This is a genomic window from Pseudescherichia sp. AS216 (assembly GCF_037152055.1).
Classification (GTDB): Bacteria; Pseudomonadota; Gammaproteobacteria; order Enterobacterales; family Enterobacteriaceae; genus Pseudescherichia.
In genome coordinates this window covers 274262-293135 of the sequence record NZ_JBBCMV010000002.1, presented here as the reverse complement: position 1 = coordinate 293135, position 18874 = coordinate 274262, and the positions used below count along the sequence as shown (strand labels likewise).

10 protein-coding genes and 3 tRNA genes are annotated in these 18874 nt (G+C 60.7%); 7 read left to right on the top strand and 6 right to left on the bottom strand.

Annotated features, from left to right (window positions below; translation table 11 throughout):
• Positions 1-5 precede the first annotated feature (5 nt).
• From recC to recD, 4 genes are all read left to right on the top strand, one after another.
• Positions 6-3374, top strand: coding sequence for an exodeoxyribonuclease V subunit gamma (gene recC / locus WFN61_RS06905; protein ID WP_337038385.1), 3369 nt, complete (start codon positions 6-8; stop codon positions 3372-3374).
• Between the two features lie 116 nt (positions 3375-3490).
• Positions 3491-6376: a pitrilysin gene (gene ptrA, locus WFN61_RS06900; protein WP_337038384.1), complete on the top strand. Its 2886-nt coding sequence runs from the start codon at positions 3491-3493 to the stop codon at positions 6374-6376.
• Positions 6373-9933 (top strand): exodeoxyribonuclease V subunit beta, encoded by a 3561-nt coding sequence (gene recB / locus WFN61_RS06895; RefSeq protein WP_337038383.1) that lies wholly within the window; start codon positions 6373-6375, stop codon positions 9931-9933. The genes ptrA and recB overlap by 4 nt, the downstream gene beginning before the upstream one ends.
• Positions 9930-11762 carry an exodeoxyribonuclease V subunit alpha gene (recD, locus tag WFN61_RS06890; protein ID WP_257758437.1) on the top strand — a complete coding sequence of 611 codons (1833 nt, stop codon included), beginning with the start codon at positions 9930-9932 and terminating at the stop codon, positions 11760-11762. Before recB ends, recD begins: the two co-directional genes overlap by 4 nt.
• A gap of 36 nt (positions 11763-11798) precedes the next feature.
• On the opposite strand, the gene argA is transcribed toward recD, so the two are convergent.
• Positions 11799-13130, bottom strand: a complete 1332-nt coding sequence (gene argA, locus WFN61_RS06885; protein ID WP_336851902.1) for an amino-acid N-acetyltransferase — start codon at positions 13128-13130, stop codon at positions 11799-11801.
• A 230-nt stretch (positions 13131-13360) separates the two neighbouring features.
• Here argA and amiC point away from each other — a divergent pair, with 230 nt between their 5' ends.
• Positions 13361-14614: an N-acetylmuramoyl-L-alanine amidase AmiC gene (amiC, locus tag WFN61_RS06880; RefSeq protein WP_312178441.1), complete on the top strand. Its 1254-nt coding sequence runs from the start codon at positions 13361-13363 to the stop codon at positions 14612-14614.
• A 70-nt stretch (positions 14615-14684) separates the two neighbouring features.
• Here amiC and WFN61_RS06875 read toward each other — a convergent pair.
• The 3 genes from WFN61_RS06875 to WFN61_RS06865 form a co-directional block, all read right to left on the bottom strand.
• Positions 14685-14761, bottom strand: a tRNA-Met gene (locus WFN61_RS06875).
• Between the two features lie 42 nt (positions 14762-14803).
• Positions 14804-14880 (bottom strand) — tRNA-Met (locus tag WFN61_RS06870).
• A 44-nt stretch (positions 14881-14924) separates the two neighbouring features.
• Positions 14925-15001: transfer RNA gene (locus WFN61_RS06865), tRNA-Met, on the bottom strand.
• A gap of 209 nt (positions 15002-15210) precedes the next feature.
• Here WFN61_RS06865 and mltA point away from each other — a divergent pair.
• Both mltA and tcdA read left to right on the top strand, forming a co-directional pair.
• On the top strand, positions 15211-16314 hold the full coding sequence (mltA, locus tag WFN61_RS06860) for a murein transglycosylase A (RefSeq protein ID WP_222888736.1): 1104 nt from the start codon (positions 15211-15213) through the stop codon (positions 16312-16314).
• 41 nt (positions 16315-16355) lie between these two features.
• Entirely contained in the window at positions 16356-17162 is an 807-nt protein-coding gene (tcdA, locus tag WFN61_RS06855; RefSeq protein ID WP_144817720.1) for a tRNA cyclic N6-threonylcarbamoyladenosine(37) synthase TcdA, read from the top strand.
• 29 nt (positions 17163-17191) lie between these two features.
• Here tcdA and csdE read toward each other — a convergent pair whose 3' ends face one another.
• Together csdE and csdA are read right to left on the bottom strand one after the other, a co-directional pair.
• A complete protein-coding gene (gene csdE / locus WFN61_RS06850) occupies positions 17192-17635 on the bottom strand; it encodes a cysteine desulfurase sulfur acceptor subunit CsdE (RefSeq protein ID WP_257758435.1) in 444 nt (147 codons plus the stop codon).
• Positions 17635-18840 (bottom strand): cysteine desulfurase CsdA, encoded by a 1206-nt coding sequence (gene csdA / locus WFN61_RS06845; protein WP_144817722.1) that lies wholly within the window; start codon positions 18838-18840, stop codon positions 17635-17637. Before csdA ends, csdE begins: the two co-directional genes overlap by 1 nt.
• Between the last annotated feature and the right edge of the window lie 34 nt (positions 18841-18874).

Sequence of the window (18874 nt, the reverse complement as noted above, 5' to 3'; positions counted from 1 at the left end):
CGTTTATGTTAAGGGTCTATCACTCCAATCGTCTGGATGTGTTGGAAGCACTGATGGAGTTTATCGTTGAGCGCGAACGGCTCGACGATCCCTTTGAGGCCGAAATGGTGCTGGTACAGAGTACCGGCATGGCGCAATGGCTACAGATGACGCTGTCGCAAAAGTTTGGCATCGCCGCCAATATTGACTTCCCGCTCCCGGCGAGCTTTATCTGGGATATGTTTGTCCGCGTGCTGCCGGACATCCCGAAAGAGAGCGCCTTTAATAAACAGAGCATGAGCTGGAAGCTGATGACCCTGCTGCCGCAGATGCTGGAGCAGGAGGCGTTTACCATGCTCCGCCACTACCTCAATGACGATGATGACAAGCGCAAGCTGTTTCAACTCTCGTCTCGGGTGGCGGATCTCTACGATCAGTATCTGGTCTTTCGCCCGGAGTGGCTGACCCGCTGGGAAGAGGGCGGCCTGATCGACGGTCTCGGTGAAGCGCAGATCTGGCAGGCCCCGCTCTGGCGAGCGCTGGTGGAGCATACCGCGGCGCTGGGGCAGCCGCACTGGCACCGCGCCAATCTCTATCAGCGTTTTATCAACGTGCTGGAGTCTGCGACAACGCCGCCAGCCGGGCTGCCTTCCCGGGTGTTCATCTGCGGCATTTCGGCCCTGCCGCCGGTCTATCTCCAGGCATTGCAGGCCCTGGGTAAGCATGTGGATATTCACCTGCTGTTTACCAACCCCTGCCGCTACTACTGGGGGGATATCAAAGATCCGGCGTTTCTCTCCCGGCTCATTGCCCGCCAGCGTAAACACCACCTTGATGCTCATCCGGTGGCCCTGTTCCGTGAAGATCAGCCGGTAGAGGGCCTGTTTAACAGCGAAGGCGAGCAGGAGGTGGGTAACCCGCTGCTGGCCTCGTGGGGGAAGCTGGGGCGCGACTACATCTATCTGCTGGCAGGCATGGATCGCTACGACGATCTCGATGCCTTCGTTGATATTACGCCCGGTGCGCTGCTACAAAACGTGCAGTATGACATCCTGGAGCTGAAAAACAGCGCCGTCGCCGGCGTGACGGCCCAGGAGTATGAGCGCAGCGACGCCAAGCGCAGGCTGGAGCGAGAGGATCGCAGCGTGGCGGTGCACGTCTGCCACAGCCCGCAGCGCGAGGTCGAGGTGCTGCACGATCGCCTGCTGGCGATGCTGGAGGAGGATCCCGATCTCTCCCCGCGCGACATCATTGTGATGGTGGCGGATATCGACAGCTACAGCCCCTTTATCCAGGCGGTATTTGGCAGCGCCAGCGGGGAGCGCTATCTGCCCTATGCCATCTCCGACCGCCGCGCCCGCCAGTCGCACCCGGCGCTGCAGGCCTTTATCAGCCTCCTTTCGCTGCCGGATAGCCGCTTCCAGTCGGAGGATGTGCTGGCTCTGCTGGATGTGCCGGTGCTCGCCGCACGGTTTAACATCGACGAAGAGGGGCTGCGCTATCTCCGCCAGTGGGTCAACGAGTCCGGCGTGCGCTGGGGCATGGATGACGACAACGTGCGCGAGCTGGCGCTGCCTGCCACCGGGCAGCACACCTGGCAGTTTGGCCTGACGCGCATGCTGCTTGGCTACGCGATGGAGAGCCGTCAGGGCGAGTGGCAGTCGGTGCTGCCCTACGATGAGTCCAGCGGCCTGATTGCCGAGCTGGTGGGCCATCTGGCCTCACTGCTGATGCAGCTCAGGCTGTGGCGCAAAGGGCTGGCTCAGGATCGCCCGTTGGCCGAGTGGCTGCCGGTCTGCCGCGACATGCTCAACGACTTCTTCCTGCCGGATCCCGATACCGAAGCCGCGCTGGCGCTGATTGAACAGCAGTGGCAGGCGGTGATCACCCAGGGCGTCGGCGCGCACTATGACGAGGCGGTGCCGCTCTCGCTGCTGCGCGACGAGCTGGCGCAGAGGCTCGATCAGGAGCGCATCAGCCAGCGTTTCCTCGCCGGGCCTATCAATATCTGTACCCTGATGCCGATGCGATCTATCCCCTTTAAGGTCGTTTGCCTGCTGGGGATGAACGACGGCGTCTATCCGCGCGCGCTAGCCCCGCTCGGCTTTGATTTGATGAGCCAGAAACCGATGCGCGGCGACCGCAGCCGCCGGGACGATGACCGCTACCTCTTCCTGGAGGCGCTTATCTCTGCGCAGCAGAAGCTCTACATTAGCTATATTGGGCGCTCGATTCAGGATAACAGCGAACGCTTCCCGTCGGTGCTGGTGCAGGAGCTGGTGGACTACATCGGGCAGAGCCACTATCTGCCTGGCGATGAGGGGCTCACCTGCGACGAGAGCGCGCGACGAGTGGTGGATCATATTACTCACCTGCATACGCGAATGCCGTTCGATGCAGAAAACTTTATTGCCGATGAGCTGCAAAGCTATGCCCGGGAGTGGTTGCCCGCCGCCAGTCAGCAGGGGGTGGCGCATGCCACCTTTATTCAGGAGCTGGAAGATGAGCCGCTGGAGACGCTGGCGTTTGAGCAGCTACAGCGCTTCTGGGCGCATCCGGTGCGGGCTTTCTTCCTGATGCGTCTGAAGGTTAACTTCCGCCCCGAGGCGAGCGATATTCCCGACGCCGAGCCATTTATCATTGATGGCCTGGACCGCTACCAGCTCAACCAGGCGCTGCTCAACACCCTGGTAGAGGAGGAAGATGTCGAGAAACTCTTCCGCCAATACCGTGCGGCGGGCCAGCTGCCCTACGGCGCATTTGGTGAAATTGTCTGGGAGAGCCAGCACCAGGAGATGCAGCAGCTGGCTTCGCGGGTTCACGAGCACCGCAAGCCAGCCGAGAGCATGGAGATCGAGCTTGACTGTGGCAAGGTGCATCTGACCGGCTGGCTACAGCACGTGCAGGAGGATGGCCTGCTGCGCTGGCGTCCTTCGATGCTGAAGGTCTCACAGGGGCTGCAACTTTGGCTGGAACATCTTGTCTACTGTGCCAGCGGCGGAACGGGAGAGAGCCGGCTGTTTGTCCGCAATGATAAAGCCTGGCAGTTCCCGCCTCTCAAGCAAGATGAGGCCCTGAAGTACCTTGAGGAGCTGGTCGAGGGTTACCGGGAGGGGATGAAAAAACCGCTGCTGCTGCTACCCGAAAGCGGGGGCGCATGGATAAAAGCCTGTTATGACGCAACAAATGATGCGATGTTAAAAGATGAGGAGACGCTCGCTAAGGCGCGAAGCAAATTCTTGCAGGCTTATGAAGGCAACATGGTGGTCAGCGGCGAGGGGGAGGACGTATGGTACCAGCGCCTGTGGCGTACCCTCGAACCTGAAAACTATGCCGAGATAGTTAAGCAGGCAGAACGTTATTTACTGCCGCTCTTTCGCTTTAGTCAGTCCTGATGAAGTGTATAAAAATTGCGCAGTGGAAAGGCTTCCATTATGATGCGCAGCGAATCACGGACTGATTGGATATGCCGGTACTGCCGGCACTGGTTTGTTAATGATGAGGTTCGTGAATGCCCAGCAGCACCTGGTTCAAAGCGTTAGTCTTATTTGTCGCCTTCTGGGCACCGTTAAGTCAGGCAGACACCGGTTGGCAACCCGTTCAGGAAACCATTCGTAAAAGCGATAAGGACACCCGTCAGTATCAGGCTATTCGCCTCGATAACGGCATGGTGGTGCTCCTGGTTAACGATCCGCAGGCGGTGAAATCGCTCTCCGCACTGGTGGTGCCCGTTGGCTCGCTGCAGGATCCGGAGGCGCATCCCGGCCTGGCGCACTATCTTGAGCACATGACCCTGATGGGCTCTACCCACTATCCCCAGCCGGACAGCCTTGCTGAATTTTTAAAGCTGCACGGCGGCAGCCACAATGCCAGCACCGCACCCTACCGTACCGCGTTCTATCTGGAAGTTGAGAACGATGCGCTGGAAGGGGCCGTGGATCGGCTGGCGGATGCCATCGCCTCGCCGCTGCTTGATAAAAAGTACGCCGAACGCGAGCGTAACGCGGTTAACGCCGAGCTGACGCTGGCCCGCTCCCGGGACGGGATGCGCATGGCGCAGGTGAGCGCCGAGACCATCAATCCGGCGCATCCCGCTGCACGCTTCTCTGGCGGTAACCTGGAGACCCTGAGCGACAAGCCGGGCAGCCCGGTGCAGGAGGCGCTGCTGGCCTTCCGCGACAAATACTATTCGGCGAACCTGATGAAGGCCGTGGTCTACAGCAATCGTCCGCTGCCGGAGTTAGCCGCCATTGCGGCAAAAACCTTTGGCCGCGTGCCGAACAAAACGCTGGATCTGCCGAAAATTGACGTGCCGGTGGTGACCGATGCGCAGAAGGGGCTGATCCTCCACTATGTGCCGGTGATGCCGCGCAAGGTGGTGCGGGTTGAGTTCCGCATCGATAACAATACACCGCAGTTCCGCAGCAAAACTGACGAGCTGATTACCTACCTGATTGGCAACCGCAGCCCGGGCACGCTCTCTGACTGGCTGCAGCAGCAGGGGCTTGTGGAAGGGATCCGCGCCGACTCCGATCCGATCGTTAACGGCAACAGCGGCGTACTGGCGATATCCGCGACGTTGACCGAAAAAGGGCTGGCGCACCGTGATGAGGTGGTGGCGGCTATCTTTAGCTACCTCCAGCTTCTGCGTGAGAAGGGCGTGGACAAGCGCTACTTTGACGAGCTGTCCCACGTGCTGGATCTCGACTTCCGCTACCCCTCTATTACCCGGGATATGGACTACGTCGAGTGGCTGGCAGATACCATGATCCGCGTGCCGGTTGAGCACACCCTGGATGCGGTAAACATTGCTGACCAGTTTGATGCCGAGGCTGTTAAGGCGCGTCTGGCGATGATGACGCCGCAGAACGCCCGCATCTGGTATATCAGCCCGCAGGAGCCGCACAATAAAACCGCCTATTTTGTCGATGCGCCCTATCAGGTCGATAAGATTAGCGACCAGACTTTCGCCGACTGGCAGCAGAAATCTAACGCCATCGCGCTGACGCTGCCGGAGCTGAACCCCTATATTCCGGATGATTTCACGCTGCAAAAGCCAGCGAAAAACTACACCCATCCCGAGCTGATTGTGGATGATCCCACCCTGCGCGTGGTTTACATGCCGAGCCGCTATTTTGCCAGCGAGCCAAAGGCTGACGTTAGCGTGGTGCTGCGCAATCCGCTGGCGATGGACAGCGCCAAAAACCAGGTGATGTTCGCCCTGAACGACTATCTGGCAGGGATCGCCCTGGATCAGCTCAGCAACCAGGCCGCCGTTGGCGGGATTAGCTTCTCCACTAACGCCAATAACGGCCTGATGCTTAACGCTAACGGCTATACCCAGCGCCTGCCGCAGCTCTTCAGCGCACTGCTGACGGGCTACTTCAGCTATACGCCAACCGAGGATCAGCTGGCGCAGGCGAAGTCCTGGTATGCGCAAATGATGGACTCCGCAGAGAAGGGCAAAGCCTACGAGCAGGCGATTATGCCGGCGCAGATGCTCTCTCAGGTTCCCTACTTCCAGCGTGAAGAGCGTCGGGCCCTGCTGCCGGAGATCACCCTGAAAGAGGTGATGGCCTACCGCGATCGGCTGAAAAGCAACGCCCGTCCGGAGTTCTTAATCGTTGGTAATATGAGCGAGACGCAGGCGAAAGATCTGGCTCACCAGGTGCAGGATCAGCTTGCGGCGAAGGGAAACCAGTGGTGCCGCAATCGTGACGTGCTGGTGGACAAAAAGCAGGGGATAATCTTTGAAAAAGCAGGCAGTACCAGCGACTCGGCGCTGGCCGCCGTGTTTGTCCCGCCCGGCTATGACGAGTACAGCAGCTCGGCCTACAGCGCGATGCTGGGGCAAATTATCCAGCCGTGGTTCTATAACCAGCTGCGTACCGAAGAGCAGCTCGGTTATGCGGTATTTGCCTTCCCGATGAGCGTTGGCCGCCAGTGGGGCTTAGGCTTCCTGCTTCAAAGCAGCGACAAACAGCCGTTGGCGCTGTGGGCGCGTTACCAGGCCTTCTTCCCAACGGCAGAGGAGCGGCTGCGCAAAATGAGCGCAGAAGAGTTTGCCCAGCTGCAGCAGGCGGTGATCGCTCAGGTTACTCAGGCCCCGCAAACGCTGGGAGAAGAGGCGTCGCAGATCAGCAAAGATTTCGATCGGGGTAATATGCGCTTTGACTCCCGTGATAAAGTTGTCGCTGAGATTAAACAGCTGACGCCGCAGAAGCTTGCCGACTTCTTCCACCAGGCGGTGGTAGAGCCGCAGGGGATGGCGATCCTGTCCCAGGTCTCCGGCACGCCGAGTGATAAATCCGGGTATGTACACCCTGAAGGCTGGAAGGTATGGGACAACGTCAGCGCGCTGCAGCGCACGCTGCCCCTGATAAGTGAGAAACAATGAGTAACCCCGCTGAGACTCTGGACCCCCTGCGCTTACCCTTACGCGGTGAGCGCCTGATTGAAGCCTCTGCGGGCACCGGGAAAACCTACACCATCGCCGCCCTCTACCTGCGCCTGCTGCTGGGCCTGGGCGGCGAGAGTGCCTTTTCGCGTCCGCTTACCGTGGAAGAGCTGCTGGTGGTGACCTTTACCGAAGCCGCCACCGAAGAGCTGCGCGGCCGTATCCGCAGCAACATTCACGAGCTACGTATCGCCTGCCTGCGTGAAAGCAGCGCCGATGCGCTCTACGCTCGCCTGCTTGATGATATTCCCGATAAGCAACAGGCGGCGAGCTGGTTGATGCTGGCCGAGCGGCAGATGGACGAGGCCGCGGTCTTTACCATCCACGGCTTCTGTCAGCGTATGCTGAGCCTCAACGCCTTTGAGTCGGGCATGCTTTTCCAGCAGCAGCTGATTGAAGATGAGTCCCTGCTGCGCGCGCAGGCCTGCGCCGATTTCTGGCGTCGCCACTGCTATCCGCTGCCTCGCGATATTGCCGAAGTGATCCACGCCTCGTGGAAGGGGCCGCTGGAGCTGCTGAACGCAATTAACCGCTATCTGCAGGGAGAGGCACCGGTAATTAAATCCCCGCCGCCTGCGGATGAGACCCTGGCCTCGCGCCATGCGAAAATCATCGCCCGTATTGATGCCATCAAGCAGCAGTGGCTTGCGGCGGTAGCGGAGCTCGATCCCCTGATTGAAAATTCAGGCATTGACCGACGCAAGTTCAACCGGGGCAACCAGGGCAAGTGGATCGAGAAGATTAGCGCCTGGGCGCAGGAGGAGACCCGCGGCTATCTGCTGCCGGACGCGCTGGAGAAGTTCGCCCAGTCCTTTTTAACCTCGCGCACCAAGGCGGGCGGCGTTGTGCCGGAGCACCCGCTGTTTGTCGCCATTGAGGGGCTGCTGGCCGAGCCGCTTACCCTCAGCGATCTGGTGCTGACCACCGCCATGCGGGAGATCCGCGAGGCGGTAGCGCGCGAAAAACGCCGTCGCGGCGAGCTGGGCTTTGATGACATGCTGAGCCGTCTCGACCAGGCGCTGAACAGTGAAAACGGCGAGGCGCTGGCGACCGCGATCCGCCAGCGTTTTCCGGTCGCGATGATCGATGAGTTTCAGGATACCGATCCCCAGCAGTACCGTATTTTCCGCCGCATCTGGCGGCAGCAGCCGGATACCGCGCTGCTGCTGATTGGCGATCCCAAGCAGGCGATCTACGCCTTTCGCGGCGCGGACATCTTCACCTACATGAAAGCGCGTGGGGAAGTCAGCGCTCACTATACGCTCGATACCAACTGGCGTTCTGCTCCCGGCATGGTCAACAGCGTGAATACGCTGTTTAGCCAGATGGACAACGCCTTTATGTTCCGCGAGATCCCCTTCATGCCGGTGAAGGCAGCGGAAAGAAACCAGCCCCTGCGCTTTGAGCTGCACGGTGAAACCCAGCCTGCTATGAACCTGTGGCTGATGGAGGGCGACGGCGTTGGCATCGGGGACTATCAGTCCTTTATGGCCCAGCTCTGCGCGGCGCAGATCCGCGACTGGCTGGTGGCGGGTCAGCAGGGTAGTGCCCTGCTGCATGACGGCAAGCGCTCCCGGCCGGTGCAGGCCTCCGACATAACCGTGCTGGTGCGTAGCCGCCACGAGGCGGCGCTGATCCGCGACGCCCTGACGCTCCTGAACATCCCTTCGGTGTACCTCTCCAACCGCGACAGCGTCTTTGAGACGCCAGAGGCGCAGGAGCTGCTGTGGCTTATCCAGGCGGTGCTGACGCCCGAGCGGGAGAGCACGCTGCGCAGCGCTCTGGCAACGGGGATGCTTGGCCTGACCGCCCAGGATATTGAACGGCTCAACAAGGATGAAGAGGCATGGGACGGGGTAGTTGAGGAGTTTGACGGCTACCGCCAGACGTGGCAAAAGCGCGGCGTCATGCCGATGCTGCGCACCCTGATGGCCCGGCGCAATATCGCGGAGAACCTGCTGGCCACCTCCGGCGGCGAGCGGCGTTTGACCGATATTCTGCACATCAGTGAGCTGTTACAGGAGGCGGGAGCGCATACCGAGAGCGAGCATGCGTTGGTGCGCTGGCTGGCGCAGCATATCGCCGAGCCGGACAGCAACGCCGCCAGCCAGCAGCTCCGGCTGGAGAGCGACAAGCATCTGGTGCAGATCGTCACCATTCATAAAGCCAAAGGGCTGGAGTATCCGCTAGTCTGGTTGCCGTTTATCGCCAACTACCGGGCACAGGACCAGGCCTTCTATCACGACCGTACCTCCTTTGAGGCGGTGCTGGATCTTAGCCAGGCCGACGAGAGCATTGAGCTGGCCGAGGCGGAGCGGCTAGCGGAGGATCTGCGCCTGCTCTACGTGGCGCTGACGCGCTCGGTATGGCACTGTAGCCTCGGCATTGCGCCGCTGTTTCGCCGTCGCGGAGAGAAGAGCGGCGAGAGCGATTTCCACCACAGCGCACTGGGCAGGCTGATCCAGCAGGGCGAGCCGCGCGATGCCGCAGGCTTACGCCACTGCCTGGAGACGCTGTGCAGTGACGATATCGTGCTGAGCATCCCTGGCACGCCGGATAATTCGCGCTGGGAGTACACCCTCTCTCTGCCGCCGTCGCTGCGTGCCCGACACATTGACCGTCCTATTCTCGACGACTGGCGGGTGACCAGCTACTCTGGCCTGCAGCAGCGTGGGCACGGCATCGCCCAGGATCTGCTCCCGCGGCTGGACGTTGATGCCGCAGGTGAACGCCAGGCGGACGAGGTACCGGCCTTAACGCCGCATGCGTTTCCACGCGGGGCGTCGCCGGGCACCTTCTTACACGGGCTATTTGAGGATATCGATTTCACCCAGCCGGTGACCGAGGAGTGGGTGAGCGAGCGCCTTCAGGCAGGCGGTTTTGACGAACAGTGGCAGCCGGTGCTGCTGGCCTGGATCAACGCTATCCTGCGCGCGCCGCTTATTGAGTCAGGTTTATCGTTAAGCCAGCTCACCGCGAAAGATAAGCAGGTAGAGATGGAGTTCTATATTCCGATTGCCCAGACCCTGACCTCAGAGAAGCTGGATGCGGCGATCCGTCGCTACGATCCGCTGTCTGCGGGCTGTCCGCCGCTGGATTTTCGCGACGTGCGCGGGATGCTAAAGGGCTTTATCGACCTGGTTTTCCGCCACAACGGCCGCTTCTACCTGCTGGACTACAAGTCTAACTGGCTGGGCGAGAGCAGCGAGGCCTATACCCGCGAGGCGATGGCGGCTGCTATGCAGTCGCACCGCTACGACTTACAGTATCAACTTTATACGCTGGCGCTACACCGCTATCTCCGCCATCGCATTGCGGACTACGATTATGAGCGCCATTTTGGCGGCGTGATCTACCTGTTCCTGCGTGGCGTTGATGCGCAAAACCGCGAGCAGGGCGTCTATACCACTCGCCCGGATGTACGGCTGATTAACGAGATGGATGCCCTGTTTAGCGGTGAAGAGGCCAGTGAAGACTATCAGGAGACCGCACAGTGACGATGCAAACTCTGCTTATAGAGGCGCTGGCTCAAAAGCTGTTTCGCCCGTTGGACGTCCAGTTTGCCCTGACCGTGGCCGGACGCGACGAGCCAGCGGTAACCCTGGCGGCGGCGATACTTAGCCGCGACGCGGGGGAGGGCCACGTCTGTCTGCCTCTCTCCCGACTGGCGGCCGAGGCCGAAGATAAGAGCCATTCCCTGCTGATGGCGCTGTTTGCCGAGGCCGGTGCGCCCTGCGATTGGGCTGGGATCTTACAGCGATCCGACGCCGTCAGCGACGGTCATACCCCTGCACCGATGGTGCTGGCCGGGGAGCGCCTCTACCTGAACCGTATGTGGTGCAACGAGCTGACCGTAGCGAGTTTCTTTAGCGAGGTTAACCAGCCGCTGAGCGTTGACGAAGCCCAGCTGCGTCAGATCCTCGACGGGCTTTTTCCGCCAACGGAGGGGATCAACTGGCAGAAGGTGGCGGCAGCGGTGGCGCTGACCCGGCGGATCTCGGTGATCTCCGGCGGGCCCGGCACTGGAAAAACAACCACGGTAGCGAAGCTGCTGGCGGCGCTGGTACAGATGGCGAACGGCGGTCGCTGTCGCATCCATCTGGCGGCTCCGACCGGGAAAGCCGCGGCGCGCCTGACGGAGTCGCTGGGCGCGGCCCTGCGCCAGCTGGCATTAACCGACGATCAGAAAAAGCGCCTGCCGGTGGAGGCCAGTACGCTGCACCGCCTGCTGGGTGCCCAACCCGGCAGTCAGCGCCTGCGCTATCACGCCGGTAACCCGCTGCACCTTGATGTGCTGGTGGTGGATGAAGCGTCGATGATTGACCTGCCGATGATGTCACGGCTGATCGATGCGCTGCCTGCCCATGGACGGGTGATTTTCTTAGGCGACCGCGATCAGCTGGCCTCGGTAGAGGCGGGAGCGGTGCTGGGAGATATCTGCGCATGGGTTAACGCGGGCTTTACCCCGGCGCGGGCCGAGCAACTCTCCCGTCTGACGGGCATGGCGGTTCCCGGCGGCGAGCCGGGCGGGGCGGGCGCATTGCGCGACAGCCTCTGCCTGCTGCAAACCAGCTACCGCTTCGGCAGCGACTCCGGCATTGGCCAGCTGGCGGCAGCGGTAAACCGGGGCGATAAAAAAAGTACCCGCTCGGTGTTTAGCCAGGGCTTTAGCGACATTGAGCACAAGCCTCTCCAGGCGCGTGACGACTACCAGGCATTGCTAGACGATGCGCTGGCGGGCTACGCGCGCTATTTGCAGCTGGTGCGGGATGAGGCGGAGCCAAAGGCGATCCTCGCGGCATTCAGCGAGTACCAGCTGCTCTGCGCCCTGCGCGAGGGGCCGTTTGGCGTAGCAGGCCTCAACGAGCGGCTGGAGCAGACCCTGGCGAACCAGCGGCGTATCAGCCGGACGCCACACTCGCGCTGGTTTGATGGACGCCCGGTGATGATCTCCCGTAACGACAGCGCGCTGGGGCTGTTTAACGGCGATATCGGCGTGGCGCTGAACCGGGGGCAGGGGACGCGCGTCTGGTTCCCGCTGCCGGACGGCAGCATCAAATCGGTACAGCCCAGCCGCCTGCCGGAGCATGAAACGGCCTGGGCGATGACGGTGCATAAATCACAGGGCTCGGAGTTTGACCACGCTGCGCTGATCCTGCCGGGGCAGATGGTGCCGGTGGTGACTCGGGAGCTGGTCTATACCGCTATCACCCGCGCGCGCCGTCGGCTGTCGCTCTATGCCGACGAGCGTATTCTGGTGCAGGCTATTGCCACCCGTACCGAACGACGCAGCGGCCTTGGCGATATTTTTGCGCAGGTCAAATAGCGAGATCCCTACCCGGCCGGGTAGGGAAGGGCGTGCTTAGGTAAGATCGGCCATCAGCACCTTTGAGCGGCGCTGGTAGTTGTACATCTCTTTCTTGCTCTCCGGCAGCAGGTCGATATCCACCGGCGTAAAGCCGCGCTCCTGGAACCAGTGGATGCTGCGGGTGGTCAGCACAAACAGCTTGCTGAGGCCCATCTGCCGCGCCTGAAGGGCAACGCGCTCCAGCAGCGCTTCCCCTCGCGACGAGCTGCGGTAGTCCGGGTGCACCGCCACGCAGGCCATCTCGCCAATCTTCTCTTCCGGGAACGGATAGAGCGCCGCGCAGGCGATGGTCAGGTTGTCGCGCTGAATAATCGTGAACTTGTCGATCTCCATCTCCAGCTGCTCGCGGGAGCGCCGCACCAGAATACCCTGCTGCTCCAGGGGACGGATCAGCTCCAGAATGCCGCCGATGTCGTTGATGGTGGCGCGGCGGATCTGCTCGGCGCTCTCCATTACAATCTGCGTCCCGATACCATCGCGAGAGAAAAGCTCTTGTAACAGCGCGCCATCTTCCTGATAGCTAATCAGATGGCTGCGGCGCACGCCGCTGCGGCAGGCCTTCACCGCGCCGCGCAGGAAGCGTACCGTGCCGGAGTGGTAGTCCTGCCGCCCCTCCAGCTCTTCAACCCGCGCCTGAGCCTCGTTGGGGAACAGCTCCGAGACGATATTGCCCTCGTCGTTGATCACCCCCTGCGAGGAGCAGAAGCCGATCATCTTCTCCGCCTTCAGCTTGATCGCGAGCTGGGTAGCGACCTCTTCCGAGGTGAGGTTAAAGCTCTCTCCCGTTACTGAGACCGCCACCGGCCCCAGCAGCACGATCGCGCCGCCGTCGAGCTGACGGTGGATCGCCTCTTCATCAATGCGGCGAATACGCCCGCTGTGGCAGTAGTCGACGCCGTCATCGACGCCCAGCGGCTGAGCAATGATAAAGTTGCCGCTCACCACGTTGATATGCGCCCCCTGCAGCGGCGTATTGTTGAGGCTCATAGAGAGACGGGCAGTGATATCAAGCTGTAACAGCCCCGCCGCCTGCTTGACCAGCTCCAGGGTTTTCGCGTCGGTCACGCGGGTATGCTTGTGATAGATGGGCTCGTGTTGGTGCTCCGCCAGATTGGCATCGATCTGTGGCCGTGCGCCATAGACCACCACCAGGCGGATGCCGAGGCTGTGCAGCAGCCCGATGTCGTTGACGATGCTGGAAAAGTTCTCATGCTCGATGGCTTCACCGCCCAGCATGATGACAAAGGTTTTCCCCCGATGGGCATTAATATAGGGAACAGAGTGGCGGAATCCCTGCACCAGTTCGGTTCGACGCTCCTTCACCACGGCACAACCCTCATTGCATGTTTATTCGGAATTTATGTATTTTTATTCTTTTATTGCCGTGGGCGCAAGTCAAAATTTCACCGGGATGTGAGAAAAATCTCTACATTGTCACCGCCGTTAAACCAATGTTTACCCTTTTGTTGATGACAGTTTATGCATCATTCGTTAAAGTTTTTCGTCAAGCAGGCCGTTTTAATAATAAATGTCATATTTTTTTGCTCGGGAGAGGCATGTCAGGATCCAACTCAGCTCTTAGCCGTCGCCGGCTGTTACAAGGCGCTGGCGCTCTGTGGTTGCTTAGCGTAAGCAAGGCAGGTTTAGCCGCGGTAAGTCAGATTATTGCCGTACGCGTCTGGCCCGCATCGACCTATACGCGCATTACCGTGGAGTCAAACCGGGTGCTGAAGTACCGTCAGTTCGCCCTAAGCAACCCTGAACGGCTGGTGGTGGATATCGAAGGGGTGAATCTTAATTCGGTCCTGAAGGGGATGGGGACACAGATCCACGACAGCGATCCCTTTATCAAATCTGCCCGCGTGGGGCAGTTCGATCCCAACACCGTGCGCATGGTGTTTGAACTTAAGCAGAACGTCACGCCACACCTCTTCTCGCTGGCTCCGGTGGCCGAGTTTAAAGAGCGTCTGGTGATGGATCTCTACCCGGTTAACGGGCAGAACGAGCAGGATCCGCTCCTGGCGCTGCTGGAAGATTACAACAAAGGGAGCCTGGAGAAGCAGGTTCCGCCTGCCCAGAGCGGGCCGAAGCCGGGCAAAGCCGGGCGCGACCGTCCGGTGGTGATCATGCTCGATCCCGGTCACGGGGGCGAGGATCCAGGGGCGATCGGCAAATACAAAACCCGTGAAAAAGACGTGGTGCTGCAAATTGCCCGCCGCCTGCGTGCGCTGATTGATAAAGAGGCCAATATGAAGGCCTACATGACGCGCAACGAAGATGTCTTTATTCCGCTGAAGGTGCGGGTCGCTAAGGCGCAGAAGCAGCGCGCCGATCTCTTTGTCTCCATCCACGCCGATGCCTTTACCAGCCGGGCCGCTCGCGGCTCGTCGGTCTTTGCGCTGTCAACGAAAGGGGCCACCAGTACGGCGGCAAAATACCTCGCCCAGACGCAGAATGCCGCCGACCTGATCGGTGGCGTGAGCAAGAGCGGCGATCAGTATCTGGACCACACCCTGTTTGATATGGTGCAGTCCCTGACCATCAACGACAGCCTGAAGTTTGGCAAAGAGGTGCTAAACCGCCTTGGGCACGTCAACAAACTGCATAAGAACCGGGTCGATCAGGCAGGCTTTGCGGTGTTGAAAGCGCCGGATATTCCGTCAATTCTGGTAGAGACGGCATTTATCAGTAACGTGGAAGAGGAGCGCAAGCTCAGAACCGCAGCGTTTCAGCAGGAGGTCGCAGAGTCGATTCTGGCTGGGATCAAGGCGTACTTTGCTGATGGTGTGACGTTGGCCCGCAGGGGCTAACGTTTTTGCCGGGAGGGTTTGCCGGAGGACAGATACAAAAAAACACCCGGAAGGGTGTTTATTGTTGAAGTGGTTGCGGGGGCCGGATTTGAACCGACGACCTTCGGGTTATGAGCCCGACGAGCTACCAGGCTGCTCCACCCCGCGTCCGAGTCTTCTACTTCTTATTTTTACTACACGGTACAGTGTTGGTTGCGGGGGCCGGATTTGAACCGACGACCTTCGGGTTATGAGCCCGACGAGCTACCAGGCTGCTCCACCCCGCGTCCGTCTCTGCTTACTCAGCAGGTTTCTTTCTTTCACACTGTATTGGTTGCGGGGGCCGGATTTGAACCGACGACCTTCGGGTTATGAGCCCGACGAGCTACCAGGCTGCTCCACCCCGCGTCCGTGGAAGCGCACTATACTCCGCTCGCTCTTTGACGCAACCCTTTTTCGAGAAAATTGTTAAATTATGAAAGCATCTGCATAAAAAAGGCACATTATGCGCGTTTTTTGAACGCAATTGCCGTTAAGTCCCCTTTTTCGCATTTCATTAGCGAAACTGGTTTGTTATCTTCATCACGCCCCCTGGTTAACCAAAAAGATGAGAGACAATGAAAGGACGTTGGTTGAAGTATCTCCTCACGGGCGCAGCGCTGGCTTTGCTTGCCGCCTGCTCCTCGAAACCGACCGATCGCGGTCAGCAGTATGAAGACGGGAAATTAACCCAGCCTTTCACCCTGGTAAACCAGCCGGATGCGGTAGGTGCCCCGATTAACGGCGGCGACTTTGCCCAGCAGGTAGGCCAGATCCGCAGCGCTTCGCCGCGCCTCTATGGCAACCAGAGCGCCGTCTACAGTGCGGTGCAGGAGTGGCTGCGCGCCGGGGGCGATACCCGCACTATGCGCCAGTACGGCATTGACGCCTGGCAGATGAACGGCACCGATAACTACGGCAACGTTCAGTTTACTGGCTACTACACGCCGGTCGTACAGGCCCGCCATACCCGTCAGGGCGAGTTCCAGTATCCGATCTACCGCATGCCGCCTAAACGCGGCCGCCTGCCGTCCCGGGCAGAGATCTACGCGGGCGCGCTCAGCGAAAACTATGTCCTGGCCTACAGCAACTCGCTGATGGACAACTTTATTATGGACGTGCAGGGCAGCGGCTATATCGATTTTGGCGATGGCAGCCCGCTTAACTTCTTTAGCTACGGCGGTAAAAACGGCCATGCCTACCGCAGTATCGGTAAGGTGCTGATCGATCGTGGGGAAGTGAAGCGCGAGGATATGTCGATGCAGGCGATCCGCCACTGGGGCGAAACCCACAGCCCGGCCGAAGTGCAGGAGCTGCTGGAGCAGAACCCTTCATTCGTCTTCTTTAAACCGCAGTCCTATGCGCCGGTGAAAGGGGCCAGCGCCGTGCCGCTGATTGGCCGCGCTTCGGTGGCCTCCGACCGCAGCATTATCCCGGCCGGAACCACCCTGCTGGCGGAAGTCCCGCTGCTGGATAACAACGGCAAGTTCAACGGTCAGTATGAGCTGCGCCTGATGGTGGCCCTCGACGTGGGTGGTGCGATTAAGGGTCAGCACTTTGATATCTATCAGGGGATTGGCCCTGAGGCCGGGCACCGTGCCGGATGGTATAACCACTACGGCCGCGTATGGGTACTGAAAAACGCGCCGGGGGCAGGAACCGGTAACGTCTTTAGCGGCTGAGTATGCTAATCTGCGCGCCCAATTTAACTATCTGAGGTCTTATGTCTGTGGTAATCAGCGATGCCTGGCGTCAGCGTTTTGGCGGCACGGCGCGGTTATACGGTGAAGATGCGCTGGCGCTGTTTGCCGGCGCGCATATCTGCGTGGTCGGCATTGGCGGCGTTGGCTCCTGGGCGGCGGAGGCGCTGGCCCGCACCGGGATCGGCGCTATCACGCTGATTGATATGGACGACGTCTGCGTGACCAACACCAACCGGCAGATCCATGCCCTGCGCGACAGCGTTGGGCTGGCCAAGGCCGAGGTGATGGCGGAGCGCATTCGCCAGATCAATCCTGAGTGCCTGGTGACGGTGGTGGACGACTTCGTGACCGCCGATAACGTGGCGACGCTGCTGAACAGGGACTTCACCTACGTCATTGACGCGATCGACAGCGTGCGCCCCAAGGCGGCGCTGATTGCGTACTGCCGCCGGTACAAAATTCCGCTGGTTACCACCGGCGGTGCGGGCGGGCAGATCGATCCGACGCAGATTCAGGTCAGCGATCTGGCAAAGACGATTCAGGATCCGCTGGCGGCCAAGCTGCGCGAACGGCTGAAAAGCGATTTTGGCGTGGTGAAAAACAGCAAGGGCAAACTGGGCGTAGACTGTGTCTTCTCTACCGAGGCGCTGGTCTACCCGCAGGCGGACGGCTCGGTCTGTGCCATGAAGAGCACCGCAGAGGGGCCGAAACGGATGGACTGTGCCTCCGGCTTCGGCGCGGCCACTATGGTCACCGCCACCTTTGGTTTTGTGGCGGTCTCCCACGCGCTGAAAAAGATGATGGCAAAAGCAGCACGGGTTTCGTAGGCCCGGTAAGCATAGCGCCACCGGGCGTTTCACCCCTGACGCGCCGCCTCAACCACCGCCTCGCTCAGCGCCGCCAGGCCCTGCGTACGCGAGGCGCTCAGTTGCGCGCGCAGGCCAAGCTCATCAAACAGCGCCAGCGGATCGCCCGCCAGCAGCGCGTCGGCACTTTTTCCTTCGACTGCGGTCAGCAGCACCGCCAGCAGGCCGCGCACAATACGCCCCTCACTGTCGCCAAAGAAGTGCATTTTTCCCGTTGCCGTGCGCGTATGACCAAGCCAGACCCGGTTTTCACAGCCGGGGATCTCCCGGGCCTGCGCCTTCAGCTCCTCCGACAGGGGCGGCAGCTGCTTACCGAGCATAATCAGCTGGCGATACTTGTCCTCCCACTGGGTCAGCGGGCCAAAGGTCTTTTTCAGCGTCTCTTCGGTGACGGCGGTGCCAAACGGGTGTCCGGCAAAAGCAGGGCTAGTCATTAATCCACCAGTATCTCAAGGGCGCGATCGACGGCGTTAACCAGCGCGTCGACGTCAGCTTTCGTGTTATAGGGGGCAAACGAGGCGCGCAGCGTCCCGCTCACGCCGAGGGCTGCCAGCAGCGGCTGGGCGCAGTGCTGCCCGGCGCGCAGGGCGATCCCGGACTCTGCCAGCAGGGTGACCATATCGCTGTGGTGAACACCGGCAAAATCAAACGCCAGCAGGCTGGAGTCCTGACAGCGGAACGAGCGGAAGCCCGGACGCTGGGCCAGCGCCTCTTCGGCCAGCGTCGCCAGGCCACGACTGTAGCTCTCGGCCTGCACGATATCAAACCCCTCCAGCCACTCCAGCGCGGCGCAGAGGCCAATCACGCCGGCAACGTTGGGGGTACCCGCCTCCAGACGATAGGGCACAGGCTGCGTGGTAAAACCGTCGAAGGTCACTTCGGCGATCATCTTGCCGCCGCCCAGCCAGGGCGACATCTCATCCAGCAGACTGGCTTTGCCGTAGAGCACGCCGATACCGGTTGGGCCATACAGCTTATGGCCGGAGAAGGCGTAGAAATCGATCCCTAGTTTCTGCACGTCGGCGGGAAAGTGCACCGCGCCCTGTGCGCCGTCGACCACGACTACCATGCCTGCACCGTGGGCCCAGGCGATAGCGCGGGCCAGATCCGGGCAGCCGCCGGTGACATTAGACATCTGCCCGAGGGCGAGAATGCGGCTGCGCGGGGTGATCAGCGCTTCAAGCTGCTCAACGTCCGGTACGCCGTTGGCCGCCAGCGGCAGCTTAACGATGCGTGCCCCGGTCTGCTCTGCCACCATTAGCCACGGCACCAGGTTAGCATGGTGCTCGGCCACGCTGACGATGATCTCATCTCCCGCCTTCAAACGCGGGCGGGCGTAGCACTGGGCGACCATATTGATGGCTTCGGTGGTGCCTCGCGTCCAGACGATATTCTTGCCGGAGGGGGCATTAAGCAGGGCCGCAACGCGATCCCGCGCCGCTTCATAGCGGGCCGTTAGCCGCTGGGCCTCGGCAAACTGGCTGCGGTGGACGTTGCCCGCGCTCAGGCTGTAGAACTGCTGCGTCGCGTCGATCACCGCCTGGGGCTTCAGCGCCGTGGCGGCAGAGTCCAGGTAGATACCGGCATCGGCGAGCGCCGGGAACTGGGCGCGAAACTGCGCAGGATTAAAAGCGTTCATAGAATTCCTCATATCAATATAAGGATCGTCGCGC

Coding starts and splice junctions, on each gene's coding strand:
- csdE (WP_257758435.1), bottom strand. CDS start 17,635: ATGACTAGCCCTGCTTTTGCCGGACACCCGTTTGGCACCGCCGTCACC.
- amiC (WP_312178441.1), top strand. CDS start 13,361: ATGTCAGGATCCAACTCAGCTCTTAGCCGTCGCCGGCTGTTACAAGGC.
- ptrA (WP_337038384.1), top strand. CDS start 3,491: ATGCCCAGCAGCACCTGGTTCAAAGCGTTAGTCTTATTTGTCGCCTTC.
- tcdA (WP_144817720.1), top strand. CDS start 16,356: ATGTCTGTGGTAATCAGCGATGCCTGGCGTCAGCGTTTTGGCGGCACG.
- mltA (WP_222888736.1), top strand. CDS start 15,211: ATGAAAGGACGTTGGTTGAAGTATCTCCTCACGGGCGCAGCGCTGGCT.
- csdA (WP_144817722.1), bottom strand. CDS start 18,840: ATGAACGCTTTTAATCCTGCGCAGTTTCGCGCCCAGTTCCCGGCGCTC.
- recC (WP_337038385.1), top strand. CDS start 6: ATGTTAAGGGTCTATCACTCCAATCGTCTGGATGTGTTGGAAGCACTG.
- recB (WP_337038383.1), top strand. CDS start 6,373: ATGAGTAACCCCGCTGAGACTCTGGACCCCCTGCGCTTACCCTTACGC.